Source organism: Parabacteroides goldsteinii DSM 19448 = WAL 12034 (genome assembly GCF_000969835.1).
In the GTDB taxonomy this organism is placed as follows: domain Bacteria; phylum Bacteroidota; class Bacteroidia; order Bacteroidales; family Tannerellaceae; genus Parabacteroides; species Parabacteroides goldsteinii.
This window is the reverse complement of sequence record NZ_KQ033912.1, coordinates 2604758-2631209: the sequence shown is the minus strand read 5'-3', so window position 1 is coordinate 2631209 and position 26452 is coordinate 2604758. Positions and strand designations below refer to the sequence as shown.

The window sequence follows — 26452 nt, the reverse complement described above, 5'->3', positions numbered from 1 at the left end:
TACGGGAGAAACTTTTGTTTCACCTGGAGAAAATAGGTGAAACACCCGGAGAGGTATTGAACAACTTCCTGAAGACGTTTTCTCGTTCTCTAGTACTTTTTCAATGACACTAGTTCGATTTTAATAGCTCATCTATCGCTTGAGTTATTTCTTTCCCGGTATGTTCCAGATTATAACCTTTTATGATTCGTTTTATAACTCTGTTCTCATCCAGTATGAAGAAAAAAGGAACGCCTCGGTCGCCATTCAGATAAGTATTCACTATTTCATCGTTACCGGCAAGAAACAAGTAGTTTATATGTTGTCTATTTGCATAATTCTGAAGTGACGGCATTTTCCGATTCCAGATTTCAACGGCAAGAACCGTCAGTTGTTCTGCGCTGTATGTCTCTTTCAATTTATTCAGGAAAGGGATAGAAGCTGCGCAAGGGCCGCAACCGATTCCGGTAAATTCCATTACAATGACTTTACTACTCAGGTCCGACAATGAGACTTGCAGATCTTTGGTATCCGTCAAAGTCCAATCGGGAGCTTTTTGACCAGTAATATTTACCTCTGGCTTGGTGTCATATTTCTTGCCATATTCTCTGACCTCGTAATCTGCCGGGATGTAGTCGGAGGCAGTAATTCCTTTAGCGCTCAGTGTATTAAACTGGCCTTCTATATAAGTATATTCAGTTATGTTATGTGACATTTCTCTTCTGACCTTGTAGGGTAAATTATCCGATTTACGGATGTGTACCTCATATATGGAAGTCGGGTCTTGGTAGAACGGTGGCTTGGGAAGATGGTAAGGTCGTCCGAAAAATTCAACTTGTACATCTTCGTTAATAACCAAACTAAGCAGATATTCATCTCCGCAATCTTTCATGTCCACGGAGATACTGTCCTGGGTTGTCAGCACATATTTAATAATATTCTTCGCATAGTTGAAATAAGGAGTTCCTACGCCTACCAGTCTGAAAGGCAGGTTTCTGCGAGTAAAATCATCAACCATAACTCCGTGTTTGTCATGGTAAAAGGATAGACGTACATACCCATCATAACAGGAACTTATTTGCTTTTTCTCAGCATCCGAATAGTCCGCATAACTGGCACCTACCGCAGTGTCTGCCGGATTATCATATTCTTCTACAAATGTATAGACAGAATAGCCCGGTATTGTGTCGCCCGGTTCCCAAGCTTCACTCTGCAAACGGTAAGTAGCCGTTTTTATCTTCTCCAAATTATCTAATACTTTTCTTAAGTATTCACTCCTGTCTTCCGTTCCGTTCCCCGTCATTACTGCTGACAAAAAGAGAACGATAAATAACAATTTTGTTCTCATGGTATAATTATTAATACTATATGTTCTCTACTACGATATGTACGCAAATATACGACAACACCGTATTTACATGATAAATAAACAATTAAATTATATTAAACAGTACACCCAGGCTTAAAAGTTCGTAAAAAAGCAAGGATTTATATACAAAACCATAGCAAGTAGCGTTATTATATAACTATTCCGATTAAATTTGTAAGAATAATAAGGTAACAAATATGGCAGTAAAGAAAGACAGAGTACTTTGGGCAGATGATGAGATCGATTTGCTGAAACCTCACATTTTGTTTTTGCAGGATAAAGGGTATGAAGTGGTTCCGGTAATCAGCGGGCAGGATGCAATCGACTGTTGCAGGGAACAATCGTTCGATATTATTTTCCTGGACGAGAACATGCCGGGCCTGACTGGTCTGGAAACGCTTGCCCACATTAAGGAAATCAACCCTAACGTACCGGTCGTCATGGTTACTAAAAGCGAAGAGGAAAGCATTATGAACCAGGCAATCGGGAACAAGATTGCCGACTACCTGATCAAGCCGGTCAACCCGAACCAGCTACTCCTCTCCATTAAGAAGAACGTACATAAAAACGTCATCATATCGGAAACGACAACAGTCGGCTACCAGCAGGAATTCAACCGTATCGGCATGCAGATCAACGATTCGCTGACGACCGACGACTGGATGGAATTATACAAGAAACTGGTGTACTGGGAGTTGGAGCTGGAAAGCAGCCAGGTACAGATGACCGATATGCTGCGGATGCAAAAAGAAGAAGCAAACAACGCTTTCGGAAAATTCGTAAAAAAGAATTACGTAAACTGGATACAGAACCCTGCGGAACGCCCTCTGATGAGCCCGGATCTGTTCAAGAAAAAAGTATTCCCGTTGCTGGATAACAATGAAAAGGTTTTTTTCATCCTGATCGACAACTTCCGCCTGGACCAGTGGCGCGTGGTAAAAGACCTGCTGGCTGAATATTTCACTTTCGATGAAGGATTATATTACAGTATTCTTCCTACCGCCACACAGTATGCCCGCAACTCTATTTTTTCGGGCCTGATGCCTTTACAGATAGAAAAGATGTTTCCGGACTTATGGGTGGATGAAGAGAGTGAAGAAGGAAAAAACCTGAACGAAGAGCCTTTGATCCGGACACAGATCGACCGTTTCCGCAAGAAGTACACCTTCTCTTATAACAAAGTACACGACTCACAATACGGTGAAAAGCTGTTGAATATGATCTCTTCACTGACGCACAACCAGCTGAATGTCGTTGTCCTGAACTTTGTGGATATGTTATCGCATGCCCGTACGGAAATGAAGATGATCCGTGAACTGGCACAAAGCGAAGCTGCCTACCGCAGCCTGACCCGTTCCTGGTTCCAACACTCGACCACCCTGGAGTTGTTCAGACGCATCTCCGATAAAGGGTATAAAGTGATCGTTACAACCGACCACGGAACAATCCGCGTCAATAACCCGATCAAAGTGATAGGAGACAGGAATACCAATACCAACCTCCGTTACAAAGTTGGTAAAAACCTCAATTACAATCCAAAAGAGGTACTGGAGATACGCGATCCGGAAAAGATAGGCCTGCCCTCTCCCAACCTGAGCAGCAAATACATTTTTGCGATGAACGATGACTTCTTCGCTTATCCGAACAACTACAATTATTATGTTTCTTATTACAAGAATACATTCCAGCACGGAGGAATCTCGATGGAGGAAATGATGGTGCCGTTTATTACCATGATACCAAAATAATTGAAAATTGAGAATTGAAAATTGAAAATTAATATACCTTTGCGGGTAGATTACAAATGATCAATAATCAATAGACATCATGAGTATTATCAAAATTGAAAATTTAGATACCATCCGCCAGGCAGCCAAAGAATTCATTGCCGGAATGGATGACCGTACCGTCTTTGCCTTCTACGGAAACATGGGAGCCGGAAAAACAACATTTATCAAAGCGATCTGCGAAGAGCTGGGCGTAGAAGATGTGATCAACAGCCCGACATTCGCCATTATCAACGAATATCGCAGCGATACGACCGGCGAGTTGATCTATCACTTTGACTTTTACCGCATCAATAAGATCAGTGAAGCAGAACAGATAGGAACCGAAGATTATTTTTACAGTGGTGCCCTCTGCTTTATCGAATGGCCGGAAAAGATCGAAGAGTTGCTGCCGGGAGACGTGGTAAACGTTACGATCAGCGAAAATCCCGACGGATCACGAACCGTAGAAGTGAAATAACTGATGGAACCTACCGATTATTTCATACTAGCCATCTTCATTGCCCTGGGAGCATTTTCCCTGGTCGCTGCCATCTTTAACTTCGACTGGTATTTCGAAACCAGCGGAGCAACGACTTTCGTAAACAAATTCGGAAGAAAAGGAGCACGTATATTTTATGCTTTACTGGGATTAGCGCTAATTGGCTGCGGCACACTCGGTTTGATTTACTGGTAAAAAAATAATGCATCATAAACAAGGAACAGAAGTCTGTCTTAGGATTCCTATTCCTTGTTTTTCTTACCTTTGCACCCAACTAGTATTGCTATTGTATTTACCTGTCTAAATAAAAACTTATGAAGCGAATTAATTGTATCCATTACATCGTAGCATGTATGCTACTTATGTGTATTACTGCCTGTGATAAAGAGAACTCAACAATAGAAGATGAGATTCCCGCAGCAATCAAAAGCGACTTCTCCAAAAGATATCCATCTGCTGAGATCACTTCTTTCATGAATTATTCGGATGGCATCGACCAAATAAAATTTAAAGATCCGGAACAAAATGAGGCATTGATCTCGTATGTCAATGATAGCTGGAAAATGACCTATACAGAGATCAGCGATATCCAACAACTCCCCATTGAAGTTCAGACTTCTTTCCTGCAAGCCGGATATATTGGCGTACAGGACATTGAGATATTTAAAACAGAACGAGCAGGGATAACAAGGCCTCTCTACACGTTACATTTCACGTATCCCTGGAAAAAATACGACAACATGCAACATTATATTTATATCAATGACGACGGACTTTACTTGAGAACCCTTAGATGTACTCCAAACGATACACGCTGGTTTGTAAATCTGCCCGAAGACCATTTTAATTTTATACACGAAAAATATAAAGGGGCAGAGATAAGAGGATACATGAATGACGGAGAGCATGAATACTTCATCCTTCACAATGATACAATTAAACATGTTTTCTTTCATGGGGAAATAGCAACAGACAGAGGTTTCTGGAGAAGGACAATGTACGAATTAAGTAAGGATACTCCTATCCCGGACAATGTTGCCAAAGTATTAAAACATGACAACCCGGACTTTATCTATACAAACCTTTACTATATCGAATCTGAAGAAGGAAACTCATATCTTTTCCAGGATAAAAAACGGGATGACGAATTAGGATACACTATCGGCGAAAACCTCCAGCCTGTTGAAGAATAATACGACTTTATCACTTTCTATATAAAACAAAAAGAGACAACTGATGCATTAATGACCGGTTGTCTCTTTTTGTTTTATCCAATAATATCTTCTTTATTCCATCAACATAAAGTCAAGCTGCTTACGTTCCAGATTGGCATTTGCGATCTTCACCGTTACAGGATCACCCAGACGGAAGCGGCGTTTCTTACGACGGCCGATCAGGCTGTATGTCTCTTCATCCATATCGTAGAAATCATCTCCTAAGTCACGGATAGGAACAAGGCCTTCGCACTTGTTCTCATTCAACTCAACATACAATCCCCATTCGGTAACACCGGAGATCACACCGTCGAACACCATGCCTAACTTATCCTGCATAAACTCAACCTGTTTATACTTGATAGACGCACGTTCAGCATTTGCAGCAACCTGCTCCATCGTAGAACAATGGTCACATTTTTCTTCATATTTTGCCTTTACCACGCTGCGTCCGCCTTCAAGATAACGTTCCAGCAAACGGTGCACCATCATATCCGGATAACGGCGGATAGGAGAAGTAAAATGAGTGTAATATTCAAAAGCCAGACCATAATGGCCGATATTCTCTGTCGTATAACGTGCTTTCTGCATCGAACGGATTGCCAATGTTTCAATCAGATTTTCTTCCGGTTTATCATGTACTTCATCCAGCAAACGGTTCAGGTTGCGGGAGATATCGATCTTACTGCTGCCTTCCGTTTTCATCTTATAACCGAAGCGGCGGATAAAGGCGGCAAAATTCTCCAGTTTATCCGGATCGGGCAGATCGTGGATACGGTAGACAAACGTTTTCCTTGTCTTTCCTTTAGGCACTTTACCTACAAATTCTGCTACTGTACGGTTCGCCAGCAACATAAATTCTTCAATCAGTTTGTTGGCATCTTTCGATTCCTTGATATAAGTACTGATCGGTTTTCCGGTTTCGTCAATTTCAAACCTTACTTCAAAGCGGTCGAAGTTAACGGCTCCGTTCTTAAAACGTTTTTCACGCAACTTCTTTGCTAATGCGTCCAGGACCAGTATTTCGTCTTTATAATCACCTTCGCCTGTTTCGATCACCAACTGTGCCTCTTCGTAGGTGAAGCGGCGGTCGCTCTTGATCACGGTACGTCCGATACGCGACTTCTTCACGTTGGCCTCTTCGTCCAGTTCAAAAATAGCGGAGAAGCATAACTTCTCTTCGTCCGGACGCAAAGAACATATCTGGTTACATAACCGTTCGGGCAACATCGGAATCGTACGGTCCACCAAATAGACGGAAGTCGCACGGCTTTCCGCTTCACGGTCGATCAGACTTTCAGGTTTTACATAGTGAGTTACGTCGGCAATATGCACACCCACTTCCCAGTTTCCGTTATCCAGCTGGCGAACCGAAAGGGCATCATCAAAGTCCTTGGCATCTTTCGGGTCGATGGTAAAGGTCAGGACTTTACGGAAATCCTCACGCTTGGCAATTTCTTCTTCCGGGATAATCTCCGATATCTTATTTGCCGCCTTTTCCACATTTTCCGGATAAGTATACGGCAGGCCGAATTCTGCCAGTATCGCATGCATTTCGGCTGTATTCTGACCGGCCACACCCAGAATATCGACCACTTCACCCAGCGGGTTCTTGGCTTCGTCCGGCCATTCAACGATACGGACAATGGCTTTATCGCCATTCTTACCGCCTTTCAGTTTTTCTTTCGGGATAAATATATCGTTTGCCAGCGTCTTGTTCTCGGTGATGAGGAAGGCAAAGCCTTTCGTTACCTGCAATTTGCCGACAAATGTCTTTTTCTGGCTTTCCAGTACTTCGATCACTTCGGCTTCCGGTTCAGCGCCCTTGCGTTTGGCAAACAACTGCACCTTCACTTTATCACCGTCCATCGCATGTCCGGAATTCCGTTCCGCCACGAAAACCGGCGCACCCCCATCTTCCGGTATAAACGAGTTTTTCCCGTTGCTCCGGCGTCCGAATGTACCGATCGCAGTGGTACCCAGACCGTTATACCGATAACGTCCGCGGTCTATTTCTGTAATAAAATTTTCGGCAGAGAGATCATACAGCAGGTCTACAACCTGTAGCTTCTGCACCTGGCTCTCTACGCCAATCAGTTTGCTAATCTGTTTATAGTTAAATGGTTCCTTGGGAGAGGATTGAAAAACGGACATAACGGAGTGGAGCATGGCTTCTTTCTTCATACGTTTAGCCTTGTTCTTCTTCGGTTTGTTTTCTCTATTATCCTTCTTCCCGGATTTGTTTTTCGTCATATATTTTTTGTAATTAAATGAGAGATAAATCATCTCTCTCACAAAATAAACAAATATAATCGATATACTGTTTACAAACAGGTTAAATTATATTGTTCACTTTGCCGGTTGTTTAAATTTGTAAGGCTCCGGCCCGCTTGCTCCGGGTTTACAAACAAAAAGACTACCGCTAAGGGGATATTCTTCCAGTTGTTGTTCCGAAAGTCCGGCCCGTGCCGTTGTAATGTAGAGCGTATCCATATCCTTGCCGCCGAATGCACAAGAGGCCACATTGGGAGCCGGAACTTCTACTTTTCCCAGTAACTCACCCGTATAAGGATTGTAGCAGTACACACCGAAACCGCCCCACTGAGCTACCCATAAATTATCGTTGCTATCGATCGTCATCCCGTCAGGAGCCCCTGAACCGGGAGGTAAGGTGACAGCAACGCCATCAAACAGGATTTCGCCTGTCTTTTCATCATACCGGTAACGAGCTACCTTACCGGTCGGAGTATCATTGTAATACATGTATTTCTTATTGGCCGACCAGACAATCCCGTTAGAGATGGTAACTTTCTCCAACTTGGTCTCCACCGTTCCGTCAGGCACAACCGTATATAATGTTCCGGCACCTTTAGGCGCCCCGAATCCCATCGTTCCGATCCATAAACGGCCTGCCGGATCACATTTTCCGTCATTACATCTTACTTTTCCTTCATAATCGGGAATAGGTGCCACAGATGACAAACTTCCGTCATTCAAGTTCACCCGTACAATCTCATCCTGGAGAGAGACAACCACCGTGCTGTCCGTCTCCGGCACCACTGTCGAAACCATACGGTCGAACTCCCACGTTTTACAGTCCTGCTTGTCCGGATAATATTCATACAAGGTCTTTCCTTCGATATCAACCCAGAATAGGGTATTTCTGTCCGGATGCCAGATAGAACCTTCACCGGTTGTTGCTTCTGCTTTAAATGCCAGATCCGACTGGATCATTTTAGGAGCCGAGGAACATGATGTTCCTGAAAGAAAAGGGACTGTTAACATAAGGGTCACTATTAAATTTTTCATGGTAAATAATCAATTTCGCTGCTCATTATATCAATGCAAATATAAAGTATTTTAATCATTCATAAAGAATAGGCAGGAATTTATTCCTAAAGAAAAAAAGTATTCGTCCCGCCCGGTAACCCGCCGGCAACAGTGTTTTTAACCTGCAATCAGATTGTTTCACTTATTACCTTCAGGAGAAACAGTTGTTTCATCATAGTGAAACAACTTGTTCCTAGTAATGAAACAACTGTTTCTACCTAATGAAACTATATACACATGCCTAGGTAATACTATTTTCCTCCTAAAACAGATCCGAACAGGCACAGGGTATCATGTTAAAAGTCCTAATCTTAAGTCTAAAAGGTCGATGTAACGAATTTATTATGTAAATTTGCCGTTCTAATAAAAATAACCAATGGGTGTAGTAATTAAAGAAGTTACCAGCAAAAAAGAACTGAAGAAATTCGTTAAGTTCAATATTGATTTATATAAAGACAACCCCTACCATATACCGGGATTGATCGAGGAGGAGATGGTTACACTGGACAAGAAGAAGAATCCGGCATTCGAAGTTTGCGATGCCATCTATTTTCTTGCCTACAAAGACGGTAAAATCGTCGGCCGTATCGCCGGAATGATTAACCGCCGTAGTAACGAAGTGTGGAACCAACAGCGCGCCCGCTTCGGTTTTCTGGATTTCATCGATGACGCAGAAGTCGTAGACGCTTTGTTCAACGCCGTTGAAAAATGGGCTAAAGAACAAGGAATGAAAGAGATTCACGGCCCGCTGGGATTTACGGATATGGATCATGAAGGTATGCTGATCGAAGGATTCGACCAACTCGGAACCATGGCCGCCATCTATAACTTCCCTTATTACCCGCAGCATCTGGAACGTATGGGATACGAAAAAGATCAGGATTGGCACGAATTTAAAATATATATCCCGGAAGGTGTACCCGACAAACACCTGCGCATCGGAGAAATAGTAAAAAAGAAATATGGCCTTAAAACAATGAAGTTCAAAAAGACGAAAGAGATATGGCCGTATGCACAAAAGATTTTTGAAACACTGAACGAAGCGTATGCACCATTATACGGTTTTGCTCCACTGACCCAGAAGCAGATCGACTATTATGTAAAAATGTATATCCCGATGATCCGTCTGGATCTGGTGACTCTTATCATCAGGGAAGAGGATGACACCGTAGTCGGTTTCGGAATCTCATTACCCAGCCTTTCACATGCCATGCAAAAGGCAAAAGGACATTTATTTCCTTTCGGCTGGATACACCTGCTGAAAGCATTGAAAACAAAGCCCAAAGTAATCGACTTGTATCTGACGGGTGTATTGCCTGAATATCAGAACAAAGGGGTAAACGCATTGCTGTTCAACGACCTTATTCCCGTATATATCGGTTTGGGTGTCGAATATGCCGAAAGTAATCCGGAATTGGCAAGCAACAATGCCGTACAGGCCCAATGGGACTATTTCAAACGTGAACATCACAAAACAAGAAGAGCATTTATCAAAAAATTAAAATAAGGATTTTCTATGGAAGAACTGAATTCAACAATGCAACAACCGACAGCGTATAATGACGACGATATCAAGACGCTGGACTGGATGGAACATATCCGCCGGCGCCCTGGTATGTATATTGGTAAACTGGGAGATGGTAGCTATGCGGATGATGGGATCTATGTATTGCTGAAAGAAGTACTCGATAACTCCATCGACGAATATATGATGGGGTATGGCAAAACTATAGAAGTGACCGTCGAAGAAGGAACTGTTTCCGTCAGGGACTATGGTCGCGGTGTTCCGCTGGGAAAGGTGGTCGACGTATCCAGTAAAATGAACACAGGTGCCAAGTACGACAGCAAGGCATTTAAAAAGTCTGTCGGACTGAACGGTGTCGGTATCAAGGCTGTGAATGCCCTGAGCAGCTATTTCCTGATTACCAGCTTCCGCGAAGGAGAGTGTAAACGGGTCGAATACAGCAAAGCCATCATTACAGAGGAGTCTGGAATCCAACCGACTGACGAAGCAAACGGAACACTTATCTATTTCATTCCGGACAAGGAAATCTTCAAAGAATATCAATACAAGGACGAATTCATAGAAAGCCTTTTGAAGAATTACGTCTTTCTGAATTCGGGCCTGACCATTATGTTCAACGGCAAGAAATTCCATTCACGCAACGGACTGGTCGACCTGTTGAACGAAAATATGACCACCGAGCCCTTATATCCGATCATTCATCTGAACGGAGAAGATATCGAAGTGGTTATCACACACAGTAACCAATACGGTGAAGAATATTATTCGTTCGTAAACGGACAATACACGACTCAGGGGGGAACGCATCTTTCCGCTTTCCGCGAAACGCTGGGACGTGTCATCAAAGAATATTATAATAAAAACTTCGAATATTCGGACATCCGTGCCGGTATCGTTGCCGCCATCAGTATTAAGGTGGAAGAGCCTGTGTTCGAGAGCCAGACAAAAACCAAGCTGGGTTCGAAAGATGTCGGTCCCGAAGGTCCTACCGTGGCAAAATTCGTCGGCGACTTTATCAAGAAAGAACTCGACAACTACCTGCATAAGAACACAGATACTTCGGAAGCCCTGCTTCGCAAGATCCTCGAATCGGAAAAGGAACGTAAAGCGATTGCCGGTGTAACGAAACTGGCCCGTGAACGAGCTAAGAAGGCGAACCTGCATAACAAGAAACTCCGTGACTGCCGCATCCACCTCAACGATGCCAAAGGCGACCGGACAGAAGAAAGTTGTATCTTCATCACCGAGGGTGACTCGGCCAGCGGATCGATCACCAAAAGCCGTGACCCGAACTTTCAGGCTGTTTTCAGTCTACGCGGTAAACCGCTTAACAGCTACGGCCTGACTAAAAAGATCGTTTATGAGAACGAGGAATTCAACCTACTGCAAGCCGCCCTCAATATTGAAGACGGACTGGACGGTCTGCGATATAACAAAGTTATCATCGCTACCGATGCCGACGTCGACGGTATGCATATCCGGTTACTGCTGATCACGTTCTTCTTGCAGTTCTTCCCCGACCTGATCAAACGGAATCATGTCTATATCCTGCAAACCCCGCTTTTCCGTGTACGCAACAAACAAAAAACGTATTATTGCTACACCGAAGAAGAACGTCTGGCTGCAATCCAGGCAGTAGGAAAGAATCCGGAGATCACTCGATTCAAAGGTCTGGGAGAAATTTCACCGGACGAGTTCAGAAACTTTATCGGCAAGGACATGCGTCTGGACCCGGTAACGATGAAAAAAGAAGACTTGGTTAAAGATATGCTCGAATTCTATATGGGTAAAAACACCATGGAAAGACAGAACTTTATTATTGACAATCTGGTTGTAGAAGAAGACGTTGTCAATTGAAAATTAAATATTGAACATTGAAAATGAAAAAGCGTATCGCTTTGTTCCCCGGAACGTTCGATCCTTTTACGATCGGACACCAATCGTTGGTAAGCCGTGGGCTAGCCCTGGTTGACGAGATCATCATTTCTATCGGTATTAACGATAAGAAGCAGACTTACTTCACACTTGAAAAACGCTTGGAAGCGATCCGGTGTCTTTATAAAGACGAACCACGGGTAAAAGTGATGTCGTATAACTCACTGACTGTCGATTTTGCAGAAGAAGTCGGTGCCGAATTCATTATGCGCGGTATCCGTACTGTCAACGATTTCGAGTATGAAAAAAGTATTGCCGACGTCAACCGGAAGTTGAGTGGCATTGAAACATTCATACTGTTTACAGAACCCGAACATACACACATCAGTTCCAGTATTGTACGTGAATTGTTGCGGTATGGCAAAGATATTTCTCCCTTCGTTCCGAAGGAGACCAATTTATATTGACTATTTACGAAACAAAAATTAAAATGAAACGAATCGTAGTATCCCTGCTTGTTGCGATGATTGCCATCACAACGGCTGTGGCCCAGAAACCGAATCAGGATGCCCGCAAATTATCCATGGCTTTATATGCCATCTCGAATCTATATGTAGATCCGGTGGATGATTCCAAGCTGGTAGAAGATGCGATCACCGGTATGCTGGAAAAGCTGGACCCACATTCAAACTATATGGATCCGGAAGAGACAAAAGAGATGACCGAACCTTTGCAAGGCAACTTCGACGGTATCGGTATCCAGTTCAATATGCTGACCGATACCTTATATGTCATTCAGGTAATTCCCGGCGGTCCGTCCGAAAAGGTCGGCCTGATGGCTGGCGACCGTATCATCATGGTCGACGACACCCTGATAGCCGGTGTAAAAATGAAGACGACCGACATCATGAAACGTCTGCGTGGTCCGAAAGGAACTGAAGTGAACATCAAGGTATTGCGAAATAAGAATCCGGAACTGATCGAATTCAAGATCATCCGCGGAAAGATACCCGTAACCAGCCTGGACGCCGCTTATATGGCAGACAAACAGACCGGCTACATCAAACTGAACCGTTTTGCCGCCTCATCAGCCGATGAGTTCCGCGACGCACTTGCCAAGTTGCAAAAACAAGGTATGAAAAACCTGATCCTCGACCTGCAAGGTAATGGGGGCGGTTATCTAAATATTGCCATCGAACTGGCAGACGAGTTTCTCGATAAAGACAAACTGATCGTGTATACCGAAGGTAACAAACAACCGCGCGACGAAGCCAAATCGACAGCCAAAGGCAATTTTGAGGAAGGACGCCTGGTCGTTATGGTAGACGAATCATCTGCCTCTGCCAGCGAAATCCTTTCGGGTGCCGTACAGGATTGGGATCGTGGTGTCGTAGTAGGACGCCGTACATTCGGTAAAGGTCTGGTCCAGAAACCAATTCCGATGCCGGACGGTTCTATGATCCGTCTGACAGTAGCCCGTTATTATACGCCTACCGGACGTAGTATCCAGAAACATTACGAAAACGGTAAACTGGAAGATTACCAACACGACCTGATCGACCGTTATAATCGCGGCGAGCTAATGAGTGCCGACAGCATCCATTTCCCGGATTCTATGAAATACAACACACTGGAAACCAAACGTATCGTTTACGGCGGTGGCGGTATCATGCCGGACGTTTTCATTCCGGTAGACACAACCCGTTATACGGATTATCACCGCAATCTGGTTGCATCCGGTCTTGTAAACCGTGTTTCCATGAGTTACCTGGACCGTAACCGTGCGGCAATGAACAAGAAATATCCGAAATTCAGCCAGTACAAGAAAGACTTTGTTGTCCCTGAAGAAACTCTTCAGGAGTTAATTAATCTGGGTAAAGAAGATAAGATCGAATATAAAGAAGAAGAATACAACCGTTCAAAACCGCTTATCGCCTTACAGATAAAGGCTTTGATAGCCCGTGACCTGTATGATATGGCAGAATATTTCCAGGTAATCAATGATGATAATGCCAGCTTCAAAGAAGCACTCCGCATTATTAATGATGAAGAAGTCTATAATAAAGAATTGGGTAGGTAACACGTACATTAATATATATAAGAAGAGGTGGTACATTGGCTTGAAGCCTTTGCACCACCTCTTCCATTTTTTACCAGCCCGAAAAAAAGCCAGGAAACACCTCAAAAAAGTCAGGTCTTTACATTTCAAAACATAGGACCTTTATCTGACACTCACCACTTCACCACGTAAATACTTATATTTTTTCCAACAGATGCAACTATCCAAATTACTATCGCATCATATTTATAAAACTATAAACAACTAATTATTATGAAACTATTCATCCATACCCTTGTCTCGACAGCTCTGATTGCTGTAAGTTTTTGTCTGTTTTCTTGTGATGACAATACCGAAGGTTTCGGTTCGACAGGGAGAGACGGTCTCCCCAGTGCATTCAAAACAGAAAATCAAACAACCCATCTATCGTATTCCGGTAACCGGTTGCTGCAAATGATGAACCAAGACGGTTTCACCACTACTTTCAACTACGAAGGCAATGAACTTCGCGGTATCTCCTACGCTCCTCCTGCTGATCCCAATATAGCGGACGGACACGGCTATACAGGTTTCGAAAAGGAAGGAAATAAAATCATTGTAAAACAAAGTGGAGAACCAAGCATGGATATTTCCTATAATCAGGAAATTGAACTGGATGGAAACGGATTTCCTACAAAAATAACAGATCTGGGTGCATTTCAAATAACTAGCGAAGGGTATAAGAAAGTATGGGATGGAAAATATTACTATGCCTTAACTTTCGAGCCATCAACGAAAAACCTGTTAAAACTCGAAAAGTTCAACCTCAAAGATTCGACACTTATCACGACCTCTAGTTTTCAATACAGTGACCAACCCGGTTCAATGAGCCAAGTGGAATTACCATTATGGTTCTTCAGTTATCATTCACTTACATCAGGAATATCTTCCCGCCAGTACCTCAATTATCGGAACACACTTACGGAAGAAACCGTGACAGATGGAAAAACCGGCAACACCCATACGACTTATTACAAATATACTTATAATAAGAACGCATATCCGGTAGCTGTTGACAATGGAGAAGAGAAAATGGATATAAGATATTGACCGGTAATAACGAAGTTAATAATCATAAGAACGTAGGGGTAAACTCTATTCCAAGAGCACGAGCAATACGAAAAAAGCTCGAAATCTGAATATCAGTTTCCCCTTTTTCTACACGGGCAATATAACTTCTAGCTGTACCAACCTTTTCCGCCAACTCTTGTTGGGTGATCTTTAGCTGTTTCCGACGATCACGCAGTATCTCACCATAATACCATGCGATTGATTTCTCATGAAAAGCTGTACGGGATTCGGTTCCAAGTTCCCCATATTTATTATCCAATAATTCACCTGCTGTATGCAGTTTACTCAACTTATTTTCATCTAACTTTCTCATAACTCAAAGTCTTTTAATATCCGTTCTGCTATTTTTATTTGCTTATTATAGTCTTTCGTAGATTTCTTCAGAAATCCATTCAAAAGTAATATTTTCTTTGAAAGAATGATATTATCATCATCAACAGCAAAAAGAATAGTCCTATATTCATTAGTACTAACAGACACTCTCATTTCGTATAAATCTGTATTTTCCAGGTGTTTTACAAACTTCGTACTCAGCACATATTCAGTTCTGATAACATCCATCGTATGCTCAAACTTAGCCTTCACTTTATCCTGCAACATATCATAGAACTTTACAAACTCATCCGAGAAATATAATTCACGTATATCGTTATCTTTTTTACTTGTTGCTTTCATCTCGCAAATGTAACTAATTAGATACAACTAAACAAGCATAATATAAACTCTTGAAAATATTTAACTCTGATTATTATCTTAAAACTTACGAGATATCCGATATCAACCAACAATGAATCACAACTCTACAATCAGTATATCATCTTTGTAGGCTTCACATTCCCCGACAATCTTCCCTTCGGGAGACAAGAGGTAAGAATCGCCTGCATAGATGATACCTCCCAGATCAGTCCCGGCACAATTGACTGCGATAATATTGGCCTGATTCTCTATAGCCCGTTCACGAAGAAGACGATTCCAATCATCACGCCGGGACTCCGGCCAGTTCGCTATATAAATAGCCGTATCATAGCGGCCTTCATTCCGGCTCCAATCCGGGAAACGGAGATCGTAACAGATATAAGTAGCCAAACGGTGTCCTTTCCAGTTCAGAACCAACTGCTTTTCTCCGGGAGAAAAACTTCCTTTCTTAAAACAGTTATGTTTGTCATAATATTCATAATGCCTATCAGGAAAGACAGCAAGTAAGCGATTATAAAATTCCCCTTCTTCTTTATATATTGTAGAGCCGATTATCAAGGCTCCGCTACCAGCCGCCCATTCCTTCATTTTCTCAATGACAGTCGGGTAATAACCCGCTATTTCATCTTTCGTCTGTACAGCGACTTCCTTATCCTTCTTTTTCATTTCGCATCCGGAAACAAACAACTCGGGGAACACAATCATATCACATCCCCGGCATTTCTCTACCCGCTTCTGAAAAGCTTCAAGGTTTGCATCAACATCTCCCCATGCAAGATGTGCTTGTACCAAGGCGACCCGACAGGTTTCTTTCGTTTGTGCCTGAACGGCCATATTAGCCAATAAAATAAGAACAGTCAGCAGACATTTCATACATTCACAGGATTTAGAGACAGGCGCAAATATAAAAATAATGTACCACAACGCGACCGAAACAACCGGATTATATAAGAAATCTGCCTATCTTTGTCTACTATCTTTCTCCAAAGAAGACGAGTAAAAACACTTAAACTAAAAAAATGATTTTATCAGAAACAGAAACTTTAATCTGGGATTGGAACGGAACGTTATTAGACGATGTAGAAGTAAACGTCAAGGTTATCAACGAAATGCTCTCAAAAAGGGATTTACCCCTACTGGATATAAATACCTATAAAGAGATATTCTGCTTCCCCGTCAAACAGTTCCATATCCGGATAGGCATCGACTTCGAAAAAGAATCGATCGAAGAGATATCCGCAGAGTATATGGAACGTTATAAAAACTACGAGAAAGATATAAAGCTGCATGTTGATGTCCCTTTTATTCTGGATGCGATCAATGCAAAAGGCATCAGCCAATATATTCTATCTGCTGCCGGGACAAACGATCTACTACGTATACTTGACCGTTTCCACCTGACGGATAAATTCAAAGGAATATACGGTTCAGATAACATCTGTGCTACCGGAAAAATCGGAATCGGCCAAAGACTGATAAAAGAGAACTCCCTGGATCCGGGAAAAGCGCTCATAATAGGAGATACATTACACGATGCGGAAGTGGCAAAAACTTTGGGAATAAACTGTATTCTGTATTCGGGAGGACATAACAACTACAATTTGTTAACGAACAAGTCTAAAACAATCAGAAATCTGAAAGACATCCTACCTCATTGAATAGCATGCAGAAAATCCAGCCTATAGCAATGTAATTTTCAAAGCTCACCTTTCAGGCGTCAGTCGTAATCTCCCATTGAAAGATAAACGGTCCGACTGAAAGGTGATATAACCGGACTTAGATTCCGCCAGATAGTTATCCGTTTGCCAATCAATAGTTATCCATTCTCCAACCAATAGTTATCCATTTGCCTGCAGGTAATTATCCTGCTCGTAAAACATAGGTGTTTCGAAATGTTAAGTCAGGACCTTTGACGACAAAACATATATGCTTTGAGGACAAAAGTCATATGCTTTGCTGGAAGTTATTTTACCTCGAATTTCCGTATACACTTTTTCACGGTTTCATCCCTTCAGCCGGATAGATTGAAAAAACAGGCCATCCCGAACAACTGAAAGCTGAAAGCAGTAGTCTGAAATGACATAGAGAACAGCCCAGACATACAAACTGATTTCAGCTATATAGTATTAATTCTAAAAAACAATTGTTTTTGATCCCGAAAATAGTTGTTTTAATTTTGTGTTAGAATTCCGAACGCACAGTAGTTGTTTCAACACCAGGCTGAAAGGAGTTGATAAAAACATTTTCGTAGAGGATTCCGAGTGTGCCGGAGACTACACAGACAGTCTTGTAAATAGTGCCATCGCATGTCCACTCTAATTCCACCTCTTCCAATCCAATCCAAGCCGCAACCGCAACAATTGATCCAAAGTCTTCCTTACATCTTTCCTCATATTTTCTGCCTTTTCTTTGTCGATGGAAGAGAACTCTTTCAAACTCATCAATTTTGTTTTTCCATACGCAACAGCAGGATAGCCTGTACCATCAAGTATAGCAAGCTTTGCCCTCTCCAGCTCCTCTTCCGTAGAAATCTTGCCGATGTATTTATAACCTGTAAGGACATACCCCAGATGATATTCAGCCGTATTTTTCTTTATCATATCCAGTTGTTGTTTCCATAAAACGGAATCGGCCGGTTGGCCACCGGAGAGATAGGGCGTAGCTCCACACAAAAAGGATGCGCCCATGAACAAGCAAAAAAAGAGACTGATAATAATTGCTTTTGTCTTCATGATGTTAGAGTATATAAAAAGTATGTCATGCACAAATGTAACAAGATTACAGACTAATAAGCAAAACGCCCCTGTGTTTTAATTAATTTTAATCAATTTATTTAAGAAATGAAAGCAAATATAGGAAACGACAGCATTGAGGCTCTCTTTTAGTATGTAGTTAAAAGTAACAATACAAACAACGCACCAGACATTTTACGAATAAACGATTAAATAACAAGGATTATATAAATAAAAAAATAAAATTTAAAGGAACAGGTCATTCTTCATACCCAATTCAAATTAAGTAAAAACTGAGACAAATTAATTTGATACAGCATAATTCTTGTTGATAACAACACCATAGTCTTCGTAGAACTATGGCACTATTTCTCATATTATTTAATTAATAATACAAAAGAACAAGCTTTTTAAAGGCATAAAAATGGACAATATCACTACAATGATGGATAATATTTCGATTTCTCATAAATAAATGAAATAAATTGCCATTTATGCCCCCCAATTCTTCGCCTAATGCCATAGTTCTACGAAGACTACAGCATTAAAGTTAACGTATACTAATTACAAACCAGAAAGACTACAGTCTTTCACAAATAACATTATAACATGACCTGAAATACCCTTAGTCGCATTATTCAATTACATACTCTAAGAGAATGTGTAATCTTTATTTGTTAAATTAGATCTAATATGATCCTCTTTTGCTATACCATGCAAAAGCCTGCTTACATACAATCATCATTATTCAGTTGCAAATGAATAATTACTGATTGTACTAACGATACTTTGCACCTAGTATTAAACATAGTACATTAGACAATGAAAACCTCAAAAATTAATGTAACCTTATTCTATCTATTTACCGCATTTCTTTTCATAGGAGGACTTACAGCTTGTAATGATGACAACAGTTCTTCTGAAGATAATCCGTATTCCCCTGATAAACCGTTGGTTGTATCAAGCATAGGTCCCGAAAAAGGAGGAATAGGAACCCGTGTAGTGGTGAGTGGCTCCAACTTCGGAAACGATATATCCAAAGTAAAATTGTTTTTCAATCAAAAAGAGGCCTTGATCCTTAAAGTACAAAACAACGCTATCTATGCCATGGTCCCCAAACAACCCGGAGAACATTCTACCATCAAAGTTGCAGTAGAAGATGGAGTAAATTCAGACGGATCACCCAAATACAGGGAAGAAACGCTTAAAGATAAATTATTTAAATACAACATTAAAGCCACCGTTACTACTGTAGCCGGACAATTAGACGTGAAAACGGCTAAAGACGGCCCAGCTTTGGAAGGTTCATTCGGACGTCCCGTCATGCTGGCTGTCGATGATGAAGGGACTGTATTGATTGCTGACGATGGAGGCAAGATGGTTAGGATGCTTTCCATCCAGGACAACAAACTTAGCACTGTACTTTCCGGGATGCATGAGCCCTGGCAATGTTCATTCAATCTGGACTTTACAAATTATTATGTACTGGAAAGACGTACATCCATGCGCCCACTTCTTTTCTACGGATTGTATAAATCGAGCAACTGGCAGGAAGCTGAAGCTTATTATGATCAAAAAAACGACAAAGGTGACTACATCGCCGGAGCCATGGATTATTTTGGGCTGGCTGCCGACAATGACTATGTTTTCCTGTTATCCTCTTCAGGTAAACGCCTGATCCGTGTAAGCATTGCAACAAAAAAGGTAGAGCTGATCGGAGAGAATCTGAATATGGATTCATGGGCACACATCGCCTATAATAAGAAAAACGGATATCTCTATATCACTTCCGAAGCCTGGGGACGCCTCTATCGCCTGAATCCTTATCATACTCCTGCCGGACATTCTACTCCATGGATTACACAAAACGAGATAGAACATATCGTTGGAACAGGTAAAGGCGCGGCTAAAGAAGGAAACGGAAAAGCCGCACAACTCGGAGAGATCGAAGGAATGACCGCCGACCAGGAAGGAAACGTCTATCTGGCAGACTACACCAACCATGTAATCTGGAAAGTAGATGAGGAGTTCAATGCAACCATCTTCGCCGGAGTTCCGGGAGAATCCGGATATAAAGACGGTAAACCCCAGGAAGCACTTTTCAATAAACCTTATGATGTAGCAGCTACCCCCGACGGTATCCTATATGTAGCCGACACCTACAATTATTTGATCCGTTGTATAGCTATTCAATAACCATAGATTAAAGTACATAAAAATGAAAAAATATATAGCATTGATCGTCTTGTTTTTGACGATGCTGCCGGCTTTTGCCTCAGCGCAAAAAACAATTAATATTCAGGGAGTAGTCACCGACTCTAATAATGAGACCCAGATCGGTGTAAACATATATCCGCGAAACGACCAGTCGCATGGAACCGTTACAGATATAGACGGCAAATATACCATTCAGGTCAAACCTGGCACAACGCTCGTTTTTTCTTATATCGGATTCAAAACACAAGAGATCAAAATCGGCACGGCCAAGGAACAAACAATCAATGTGGTATTGGATGCCGATGCACAGCAACTGGAAGAAGTCAGTATCGTAGGATATAGCACACAACGAAAAGTCAGCGTAGTCGGAGCCATTACAAGTATTAAACCGACGACATTGAATGTGGGCGGTGTAACTTCAGTCAGTAATGCGCTAGCCGGACGTGTAGCGGGGCTGATCGGCGTTCAGCAGAGTGGCGAACCGGGCAGCGATGTATCCGAATTTTGGATCCGGGGTATCAGTACATTCGGAGCCAATAGCAGTGCCTTAATACTGATAGACGGGATAGACCGCGGAAGTTCCAGCCTGAACGAACTGGCTCCCGAAGATATCGAGAGTTTCTCCGTTCTGAAAGATGCAACAGCAACTGCCGTATATGGTGCCAAAGGAGCGAATGGTGTGGTACTGATCAATACCAAACGCGGTGTTGAAGGAAAAGTTTCGATCAACGGCAGTGTTAAGACGATGATAGAAACACTCCCCAGACTTCCCAACTATCTCAGAGCTTACGACTATGCCAGACTGGCCAACGAAGCCAAAGTAGTGAGAGGCGATAAATCGGTTTATTCTCCCGAGATTTTTGATATCATAAAATACAACATGGATCCGGACCTCTATCCGGATGTTAGCTGGCAGGATGAGATATTGAAAAAACGGACACTGGGTGTACAGGGCAATATCAATATTTCCGGCGGTAGCAAACTGGCCCGTTATTATATGAGTGCCTTTTACCGGACCAACGATGCCATTTACAAACAAACCGGCATGGAACGCTATCACTCGAATGTAAGACGTAATCAATATACTTTCAGAAGCAACATCGATGTCGATCTGACCAAAAGTACACTGATTAGTTTACTCTTATCCGCCAAATTGGTTGATATGAACCGTCCGGGCATGGGCACGACCAAAGAGATATGGGGTGCACAAGCATCCTTAACCCCGTTGACTGTTCCGGTACGCTATTCGAACGGACAGCTTCCCGCTTACGGAAAAGGAGACATGACCTCTCCTTCCGTATTGCTAAATGAAACCGGCTTCCTCACTGACCGTGATAATTCTATAGAATCTTTATTGAAAATAGAACAATCGCTAGATTTTATCACGAAAGGCTTAAAAGCGACGGCATCTCTGTCGTTCGACAACTACAACAATCATCTTACCAGCCGTACCAAAATGCCGGATCTGTATAAAGCGACTGATCGCAACTGGAATACCGGGGAACTGATGACACTCAAAACTGTTGTTGCCGAGCCAATGACTTTCAAAAGTACTTCGTACGGTATCCGTACGATTTATGTCGAAGGTAAAGTGGAATACAACCGGTTATTTGCCGAAAAGCACCGTATCGGCGGACTGTTCCTCTACAATCAAAAGGACTACCAACGCACGGATGCAGACGGTGAACTGGCATCTATCCCGCATCGTAATCAAGGGATAGCCGGACGCCTTACTTATTCTTATAATGATATCTACTTTATAGAAGGTAACTTCGGATATAATGGTTCCGAAAATTTCCCGAAAGGAGAACGCTTCGGATTTTTCCCTTCAGCCGCTTTGGGGTATGTTATTTCCAACTATCCGCTGGTGAAAAAGAAATTACCATTCATCACGACCCTAAAACTCCGCTATTCATACGGATTGGTAGGAAACGACCAGATCAGTAACGATGTCCGTTTTCCTTATCTTACAACCGTAAATATGAGTGCACCCGGATATGTCTTCGGCGACCAGTACCAAAATTCGGGAGGTGGAGTAACCGATGCCGTACTGGGTTCCACCGGCCTTGTCTGGGAAAAAGCGATCAAACAGAATTTCGGTATCGACCTTACCCTTTGGGAAGCGCTTGACATCACGGTAGATGCTTTTATCGACAAACGAAATAATATCTTCATGGAACGTGCCACACTGCCCGGAACCATCGGCGTAGGCACAAAACCCTGGGGAAACGTGGGCAAGATGAAGAGCTGGGGAGCAGACGGTACAGCCTCTTATACCCATCGTTTTGGTAATGTAGACGTTGAATTGCGCGGAAACTTCACACTGACAAGAGATAAGATCATCGATTACGACGAGGTACCTCCCCGCTACCCTTATCTGGCTAAAAAAGGAACCAGCTATGGTGTGACCCGTGGTTTAATCGCTCTGGGGCTCTTCAAAGATGAAGAGGATGTTAAAAACAGTCCTACCCAATTCGGCAAAGTTCTCCCCGGAGACATTAAGTATCAGGACATAAATGGCGATGGCCGTATCGACGATTATGATATTGCTCCTATCGGTAATTCCAACATACCAAAAGTTCAGTACGGATTTGCGACCAGTGCCAAATGGAAAGGTTTCGACATCAGTGTATTTTTCAGAGGAGCAGCACAGGTTGATTATTTCATGGGAGGAAACGGATATTACCCGTTTGCCGGAGGTGTGACCGGCAACGTTCTTTCCATCGTGAACGATCAGAAAAATCGCTGGACACCGGCTTCTTACTCAGGAGACCCGTCGACGGAAAACCCTAACGCCCGTTTTCCCCGCCTTACCTACGGAGAAAATGTAAACAACAATCGGCCCTCTTCTTTCTGGCTTGCCGATGCAGGATATCTCCGTTTAAAAACTCTTGAAATAGGATATACGATCCCTAAAAAAATATTATCGAAAATAAACATGAGCAATTTACGTATATCTGTGCTCGGAGATAATTTATGTGTCTGGGATAAAGTAAAATTATGGGATCCCGAACAAGCAAGCGACAACGGTGCCGTTTATCCTATTACCCGTTCTTATTCAATGGTCTTACAAGTCTCATTTTAATTCATCGAATCATGACAAGCAAAAAAATAAAAACAAGTCTATTTGCCTTCTTATTCGTTATCCTCAACAGTGCAGGAATTACTTTCCAATCGTGTAACTTTTTGGATATAGATCCGTATGTAGCCGATCTGTTCACCCTTGACACTGTGTTTGCAAAAAAAGAATATACACAGAAGTATCTGAATAACGTATATAGTTACCTGGTCGACTACGGTTCGCCAAGTGCATGGACAGACAATGCGCAACCCTGGGTTCTAATTAGCGATGAAGGTGTAGCAGGCTACAAGAGAAACAGACACAACTACAATTATTTCTGTAACAATGAAATGAAAGCGGAAGATCTGGACCTCTTCGACTATTGGAATTATTTTTATGAAGGAATCCGCAAAGCCAATACTTTTATTCAAAGAGTAAATGAATGTCAGGAAGTAAGCGCTTTACAACGATCGGAATGGATCGGACAGGCGACATTCGTTAAAGCGATGATCTATTTTGAACTGATGCTGGCCTATGGTCCCGTCCCCATTGTCCCTGATACGCCTGTCGACTTCGACACACCTATCGACCAGATGATGGTCGAACGCAACACATGGGATGAATGCAGCGATTATGTATCTGCCTTGCTGGAAGAAGCAATCAAACTATTACCCACACAGGTCAGGGATAATTCAGAAATCGGCCAGGCAGTAAAAAATTCTGCACTGGCAGTACTGTCACGCCTGACGCTTTATACGGCCAGCCCGCTTTATAACGGTGAAAATTCAGAATTCAGCGATTTTATAAACAATGAGGGAGTACCTTATCTCAATCCGGTAAAAGACATAAAAAAATGGGCCATCGCTGCTGCCAATGCTAAACGATTGGTCGACATCAAACCCAACGATCTCTATACTGTTCCCAAAATGGAGAATACTCCGACTTTCCCTGTACCGGCAGCCGAACAAGGTGATTTCCCGGATGGCGTAGGAGGTATCGATCCTTACCATTCTTACATAGATATGTTCAATGGCGAATGTGTATTAGCATCATCTAACCGGGAGATACTTTTTAGCCGCCAAAGTACGGGAATCAACGGCATGAATAAATATACCGCCCCGGGTGTACTGAATGCCTGGAATGTATTCTTCGTACCGCAATCACTGGTCGATGCTTACTACATGGCCGACGGACGTACCATCAATAATGCAAGTGAAGCCTATCCTTATGAAGAAGGTTACACAAATACGGATCTGGTATTTTCCGGAGAGAAAAACAGTAATGGCTTTACGCTGCTGAGCGGAACTCATAAATGGTATGCGAATCGTGAAATGCGCTTTTATGCAACGATTGCCTTCAATAACTCCTACTTCCCCTCCACCTCAACTCCTCCCGACAAAGTGGACCAGCAGGATGGCAAAGTGGCCAAATATTTCAGCGACTCAAAAAGTGGACGGGACTATGCCCTGAACCGTCCCCAAGGCGAAGCCGAAGAATACCCAATGACCGGATATCTCTGCCGGAAATTCCTTCATTACGAAGATTCATGGATCAGCGGCGGAAGGCAGAAAACCAAATATTGTCCGGCCTACCGTATGGCCGAAGTATATTTAAATTATGTAGAGGCGATGAATGAACTGGATCAGGCATATACCATCAACGACATTACAGTGACACGCAACACAAGCGAAATGAAACGTTGTTTCAACCTGATCCGTTACCGGGCCGGATTACCGGGCATCACCGATGCCGATGTTGCCAATGTAGAAAAAATGAGGGAGTTGATTGCACGGGAACGTCAGATCGAATTTGCCTGGGAAGGACGTAGATATCATGACCTGCGACGTACTAAAAAAGCAATTATCTACGAGAACGCACCGGTTATGGGATGTGATGTAAGCGCAACAGAAGCAGAAAAGGATAAATTTTACAACATTATCCAGGTAAAAGAAAGAGACTGGATCTACAAGGTCTTTACCCGCAGACAGACTTTCTTCCCCATACCTAAAAGTGAAGTGGATAAAAATCCTAATCTGGACCAGATGCCCGGATTTTAATAACATGTTTTTAGACAAATACATTAATACAGTTTATTATGAAACCAGATAAATTAAAGCTCATATTATTTTCCCTGTCAGCCTTCATATTTTGGAGTTGTTCAAGTGAACCGGCTGATTTTGGTGAACAATATAAAAAAACACTCTATATCGTAAACAGCCGTGATATGCTCTACGTGGGTGAACATGCGTATGGAAGTGAAAACAATTCCATGTCATTTTCAATTTATTGCGCCTCTTCCGAACCTATCAAGTCCGACCTGACGGTTCAACTGGCAATCAACCCGAATGCGCTTGACTCGCTCAATAAAAAAAGTGCATTGGGGAACCCTCTATACATCGACAAAAAATTGTTACCGGAAGCAAATTACACATCGACGGATTTATCGGTGACCATTCCGGCAAATGCTCAATACGGAGTACTTCATATCCCCTTAAAGCCACAAGGGCTTGATCCCGACATCTCGTATGCCCTACCTCTCACGATCGTCTCAAACAGCGAAGGGTATGATGTGAACGAAGAATTGAAAACAATGGTTTACGAAGTTAAAATGGTCAACGGATTCTCTGGAAATTATGCGGGTAGTTCTATTGAGTTACCTAAAACAATCCGTTCGGTACAGCCAACCCTGAAAGCCATGTCTTCCAATTCTGTACGGATGCCTATCCATTCATTGTCCGGAGAAGCCAGATACATAAAAACCAATTTTATGCTTCTCACTATCGGCGCGGATAGCACATCTGTTACTATAAAACCCTGGCTGGATGCCCAAATAACTGATCTGGGTAAAAGTACTTACGATAAAACAAGACAAAGTTTCTATCTAAGATACAGTTACACAGATGCAGACGGCAAAACATTCGATATAGAAGAGAAAATAACGAATCTCGACGCTCCTGTAATCGATACGGAGGAATAAGGAAGATTGAAGAAAAAGGGCACATGCTATTCCGAAAAAG

Annotated in this window: 21 protein-coding genes; 14 read left to right on the top strand and 7 right to left on the bottom strand. The window is 42.4% G+C overall.

All coding sequences use genetic code 11. The annotated features are described in order from the left end of the window. Nucleotides 1-109: 109 nt before the first annotated feature. Complete coding sequence (locus tag HMPREF1535_RS09540) at nt 110-1327, bottom strand: peroxiredoxin family protein (protein ID WP_046145981.1); 1218 nt, start codon at nt 1325-1327, stop codon at nt 110-112. Nucleotides 1328-1545: 218 nt separating this feature from the next. On the opposite strand from HMPREF1535_RS09540, the gene porX reads away from it, so the two are divergent. The 4 genes from porX to HMPREF1535_RS09520 all read left to right on the top strand — a co-directional run bounded on the left by porX (nt 1546) and on the right by HMPREF1535_RS09520 (nt 4809). Beyond that, on the top strand, nt 1546-3096 hold the full coding sequence (gene porX / locus HMPREF1535_RS09535) for a T9SS response regulator signal transducer PorX (RefSeq protein ID WP_009860176.1): 1551 nt from the start codon (nt 1546-1548) through the stop codon (nt 3094-3096). Between the two features lie 79 nt (nt 3097-3175). Then, a complete protein-coding gene (gene tsaE, locus HMPREF1535_RS09530; protein ID WP_046145980.1) occupies nt 3176-3595 on the top strand; it encodes a tRNA (adenosine(37)-N6)-threonylcarbamoyltransferase complex ATPase subunit type 1 TsaE in 420 nt (139 codons plus the stop codon). A 3-nt stretch (nt 3596-3598) separates the two neighbouring features. After that, nucleotides 3599-3811 carry an immunity 17 family protein gene (locus HMPREF1535_RS09525; RefSeq protein WP_009860178.1) on the top strand — a complete coding sequence of 71 codons (213 nt, stop codon included), beginning with the start codon at nt 3599-3601 and terminating at the stop codon, nt 3809-3811. Between the two features lie 119 nt (nt 3812-3930). Then, nucleotides 3931-4809: a hypothetical protein gene (locus HMPREF1535_RS09520; RefSeq protein WP_046145979.1), complete on the top strand. Its 879-nt coding sequence runs from the start codon at nt 3931-3933 to the stop codon at nt 4807-4809. A 93-nt stretch (nt 4810-4902) separates the two neighbouring features. Here the strand turns inward: HMPREF1535_RS09520 and rnr are convergent, their stop codons facing one another. Both rnr and HMPREF1535_RS09510 read right to left on the bottom strand, forming a co-directional pair. Beyond that, the gene (gene rnr, locus HMPREF1535_RS09515) at nt 4903-7083 is read right to left on the bottom strand and encodes a ribonuclease R (protein ID WP_046146482.1); all 2181 of its coding nucleotides are present in this window, start codon (nt 7081-7083) and stop codon (nt 4903-4905) included. 96 nt (nt 7084-7179) lie between these two features. Beyond that, a complete protein-coding gene (locus tag HMPREF1535_RS09510; protein ID WP_010801010.1) occupies nt 7180-8115 on the bottom strand; it encodes an SMP-30/gluconolactonase/LRE family protein in 936 nt (311 codons plus the stop codon). 421 nt (nt 8116-8536) lie between these two features. Between HMPREF1535_RS09510 and HMPREF1535_RS09505 the strand changes: the two genes are divergently transcribed. From HMPREF1535_RS09505 to HMPREF1535_RS09485, 5 genes are all read left to right on the top strand, one after another. After that, nucleotides 8537-9667, top strand: a complete 1131-nt coding sequence (locus tag HMPREF1535_RS09505; protein WP_046145978.1) for a hypothetical protein — start codon at nt 8537-8539, stop codon at nt 9665-9667. Nucleotides 9668-9676: 9 nt separating this feature from the next. After that, the gene (locus HMPREF1535_RS09500) at nt 9677-11542 is read left to right on the top strand and encodes a DNA topoisomerase IV subunit B (RefSeq protein ID WP_010801012.1); all 1866 of its coding nucleotides are present in this window, start codon (nt 9677-9679) and stop codon (nt 11540-11542) included. Between the two features lie 23 nt (nt 11543-11565). Further along, entirely contained in the window at nt 11566-12027 is a 462-nt protein-coding gene (gene coaD, locus HMPREF1535_RS09495; protein ID WP_010801013.1) for a pantetheine-phosphate adenylyltransferase, read from the top strand. A 23-nt stretch (nt 12028-12050) separates the two neighbouring features. Next, on the top strand, nt 12051-13640 hold the full coding sequence (locus HMPREF1535_RS09490) for a S41 family peptidase (RefSeq protein WP_046145977.1): 1590 nt from the start codon (nt 12051-12053) through the stop codon (nt 13638-13640). Nucleotides 13641-13892: 252 nt separating this feature from the next. Beyond that, on the top strand, nt 13893-14708 hold the full coding sequence (locus HMPREF1535_RS09485; RefSeq protein ID WP_046145976.1) for a hypothetical protein: 816 nt from the start codon (nt 13893-13895) through the stop codon (nt 14706-14708). 22 nt (nt 14709-14730) lie between these two features. Here the strand turns inward: HMPREF1535_RS09485 and HMPREF1535_RS09480 are convergent, their stop codons facing one another. The 3 genes from HMPREF1535_RS09480 to HMPREF1535_RS09470 form a co-directional block, all read right to left on the bottom strand. Further along, nucleotides 14731-15042, bottom strand: a complete 312-nt coding sequence (locus HMPREF1535_RS09480) for a helix-turn-helix domain-containing protein (protein WP_009860187.1) — start codon at nt 15040-15042, stop codon at nt 14731-14733. After that, nucleotides 15039-15404 carry a type II toxin-antitoxin system RelE/ParE family toxin gene (locus tag HMPREF1535_RS09475; protein ID WP_009860188.1) on the bottom strand — a complete coding sequence of 122 codons (366 nt, stop codon included), beginning with the start codon at nt 15402-15404 and terminating at the stop codon, nt 15039-15041. The genes HMPREF1535_RS09480 and HMPREF1535_RS09475 overlap by 4 nt, the downstream gene beginning before the upstream one ends. A 117-nt stretch (nt 15405-15521) precedes the next feature. Then, the gene (locus HMPREF1535_RS09470; RefSeq protein ID WP_046145975.1) at nt 15522-16298 is read right to left on the bottom strand and encodes a nitrilase-related carbon-nitrogen hydrolase; all 777 of its coding nucleotides are present in this window, start codon (nt 16296-16298) and stop codon (nt 15522-15524) included. A gap of 146 nt (nt 16299-16444) precedes the next feature. On the opposite strand from HMPREF1535_RS09470, the gene HMPREF1535_RS09465 reads away from it, so the two are divergent. After that, nucleotides 16445-17083 (top strand): HAD family hydrolase, encoded by a 639-nt coding sequence (locus HMPREF1535_RS09465; protein WP_046145974.1) that lies wholly within the window; start codon nt 16445-16447, stop codon nt 17081-17083. Between the two features lie 657 nt (nt 17084-17740). Here HMPREF1535_RS09465 and HMPREF1535_RS09460 read toward each other — a convergent pair. Then, nucleotides 17741-18157 (bottom strand): hypothetical protein, encoded by a 417-nt coding sequence (locus HMPREF1535_RS09460; protein WP_235438332.1) that lies wholly within the window; start codon nt 18155-18157, stop codon nt 17741-17743. An 822-nt stretch (nt 18158-18979) separates the two neighbouring features. Between HMPREF1535_RS09460 and HMPREF1535_RS09455 the strand changes: the two genes are divergently transcribed. From HMPREF1535_RS09455 to HMPREF1535_RS09440, 4 genes are read left to right on the top strand one after another with little or no spacing between them, the layout of a single operon-like run. After that, nucleotides 18980-20353 (top strand): IPT/TIG domain-containing protein, encoded by a 1374-nt coding sequence (locus HMPREF1535_RS09455; RefSeq protein ID WP_046145973.1) that lies wholly within the window; start codon nt 18980-18982, stop codon nt 20351-20353. A gap of 22 nt (nt 20354-20375) precedes the next feature. Continuing rightward, on the top strand, nt 20376-23459 hold the full coding sequence (locus tag HMPREF1535_RS09450) for a SusC/RagA family TonB-linked outer membrane protein (RefSeq protein ID WP_009860193.1): 3084 nt from the start codon (nt 20376-20378) through the stop codon (nt 23457-23459). A gap of 11 nt (nt 23460-23470) precedes the next feature. After that, nucleotides 23471-25492, top strand: coding sequence for a RagB/SusD family nutrient uptake outer membrane protein (locus HMPREF1535_RS09445; protein ID WP_046145972.1), 2022 nt, complete (start codon nt 23471-23473; stop codon nt 25490-25492). Between the two features lie 38 nt (nt 25493-25530). After that, a complete protein-coding gene (locus HMPREF1535_RS09440; protein WP_010801020.1) occupies nt 25531-26412 on the top strand; it encodes a BT_3987 domain-containing protein in 882 nt (293 codons plus the stop codon). Nucleotides 26413-26452 lie beyond the last annotated feature (40 nt).

Coding starts and splice junctions, on each gene's coding strand:
- HMPREF1535_RS09540 (WP_046145981.1), bottom strand. CDS start 1,327: ATGAGAACAAAATTGTTATTTATCGTTCTCTTTTTGTCAGCAGTAATG.
- HMPREF1535_RS09455 (WP_046145973.1), top strand. CDS start 18,980: ATGAAAACCTCAAAAATTAATGTAACCTTATTCTATCTATTTACCGCA.
- HMPREF1535_RS09525 (WP_009860178.1), top strand. CDS start 3,599: ATGGAACCTACCGATTATTTCATACTAGCCATCTTCATTGCCCTGGGA.
- HMPREF1535_RS09505 (WP_046145978.1), top strand. CDS start 8,537: ATGGGTGTAGTAATTAAAGAAGTTACCAGCAAAAAAGAACTGAAGAAA.
- HMPREF1535_RS09470 (WP_046145975.1), bottom strand. CDS start 16,298: ATGAAATGTCTGCTGACTGTTCTTATTTTATTGGCTAATATGGCCGTT.
- HMPREF1535_RS09460 (WP_235438332.1), bottom strand. CDS start 18,157: ATGAAGACAAAAGCAATTATTATCAGTCTCTTTTTTTGCTTGTTCATG.
- HMPREF1535_RS09445 (WP_046145972.1), top strand. CDS start 23,471: ATGACAAGCAAAAAAATAAAAACAAGTCTATTTGCCTTCTTATTCGTT.
- HMPREF1535_RS09450 (WP_009860193.1), top strand. CDS start 20,376: ATGAAAAAATATATAGCATTGATCGTCTTGTTTTTGACGATGCTGCCG.
- HMPREF1535_RS09490 (WP_046145977.1), top strand. CDS start 12,051: ATGAAACGAATCGTAGTATCCCTGCTTGTTGCGATGATTGCCATCACA.
- HMPREF1535_RS09485 (WP_046145976.1), top strand. CDS start 13,893: ATGAAACTATTCATCCATACCCTTGTCTCGACAGCTCTGATTGCTGTA.
- rnr (WP_046146482.1), bottom strand. CDS start 7,083: ATGACGAAAAACAAATCCGGGAAGAAGGATAATAGAGAAAACAAACCG.
- HMPREF1535_RS09510 (WP_010801010.1), bottom strand. CDS start 8,115: ATGTTAACAGTCCCTTTTCTTTCAGGAACATCATGTTCCTCGGCTCCT.
- tsaE (WP_046145980.1), top strand. CDS start 3,176: ATGAGTATTATCAAAATTGAAAATTTAGATACCATCCGCCAGGCAGCC.
- porX (WP_009860176.1), top strand. CDS start 1,546: ATGGCAGTAAAGAAAGACAGAGTACTTTGGGCAGATGATGAGATCGAT.
- HMPREF1535_RS09465 (WP_046145974.1), top strand. CDS start 16,445: ATGATTTTATCAGAAACAGAAACTTTAATCTGGGATTGGAACGGAACG.
- HMPREF1535_RS09520 (WP_046145979.1), top strand. CDS start 3,931: ATGAAGCGAATTAATTGTATCCATTACATCGTAGCATGTATGCTACTT.
- coaD (WP_010801013.1), top strand. CDS start 11,566: ATGAAAAAGCGTATCGCTTTGTTCCCCGGAACGTTCGATCCTTTTACG.
- HMPREF1535_RS09500 (WP_010801012.1), top strand. CDS start 9,677: ATGGAAGAACTGAATTCAACAATGCAACAACCGACAGCGTATAATGAC.
- HMPREF1535_RS09440 (WP_010801020.1), top strand. CDS start 25,531: ATGAAACCAGATAAATTAAAGCTCATATTATTTTCCCTGTCAGCCTTC.
- HMPREF1535_RS09480 (WP_009860187.1), bottom strand. CDS start 15,042: ATGAGAAAGTTAGATGAAAATAAGTTGAGTAAACTGCATACAGCAGGT.
- HMPREF1535_RS09475 (WP_009860188.1), bottom strand. CDS start 15,404: ATGAAAGCAACAAGTAAAAAAGATAACGATATACGTGAATTATATTTC.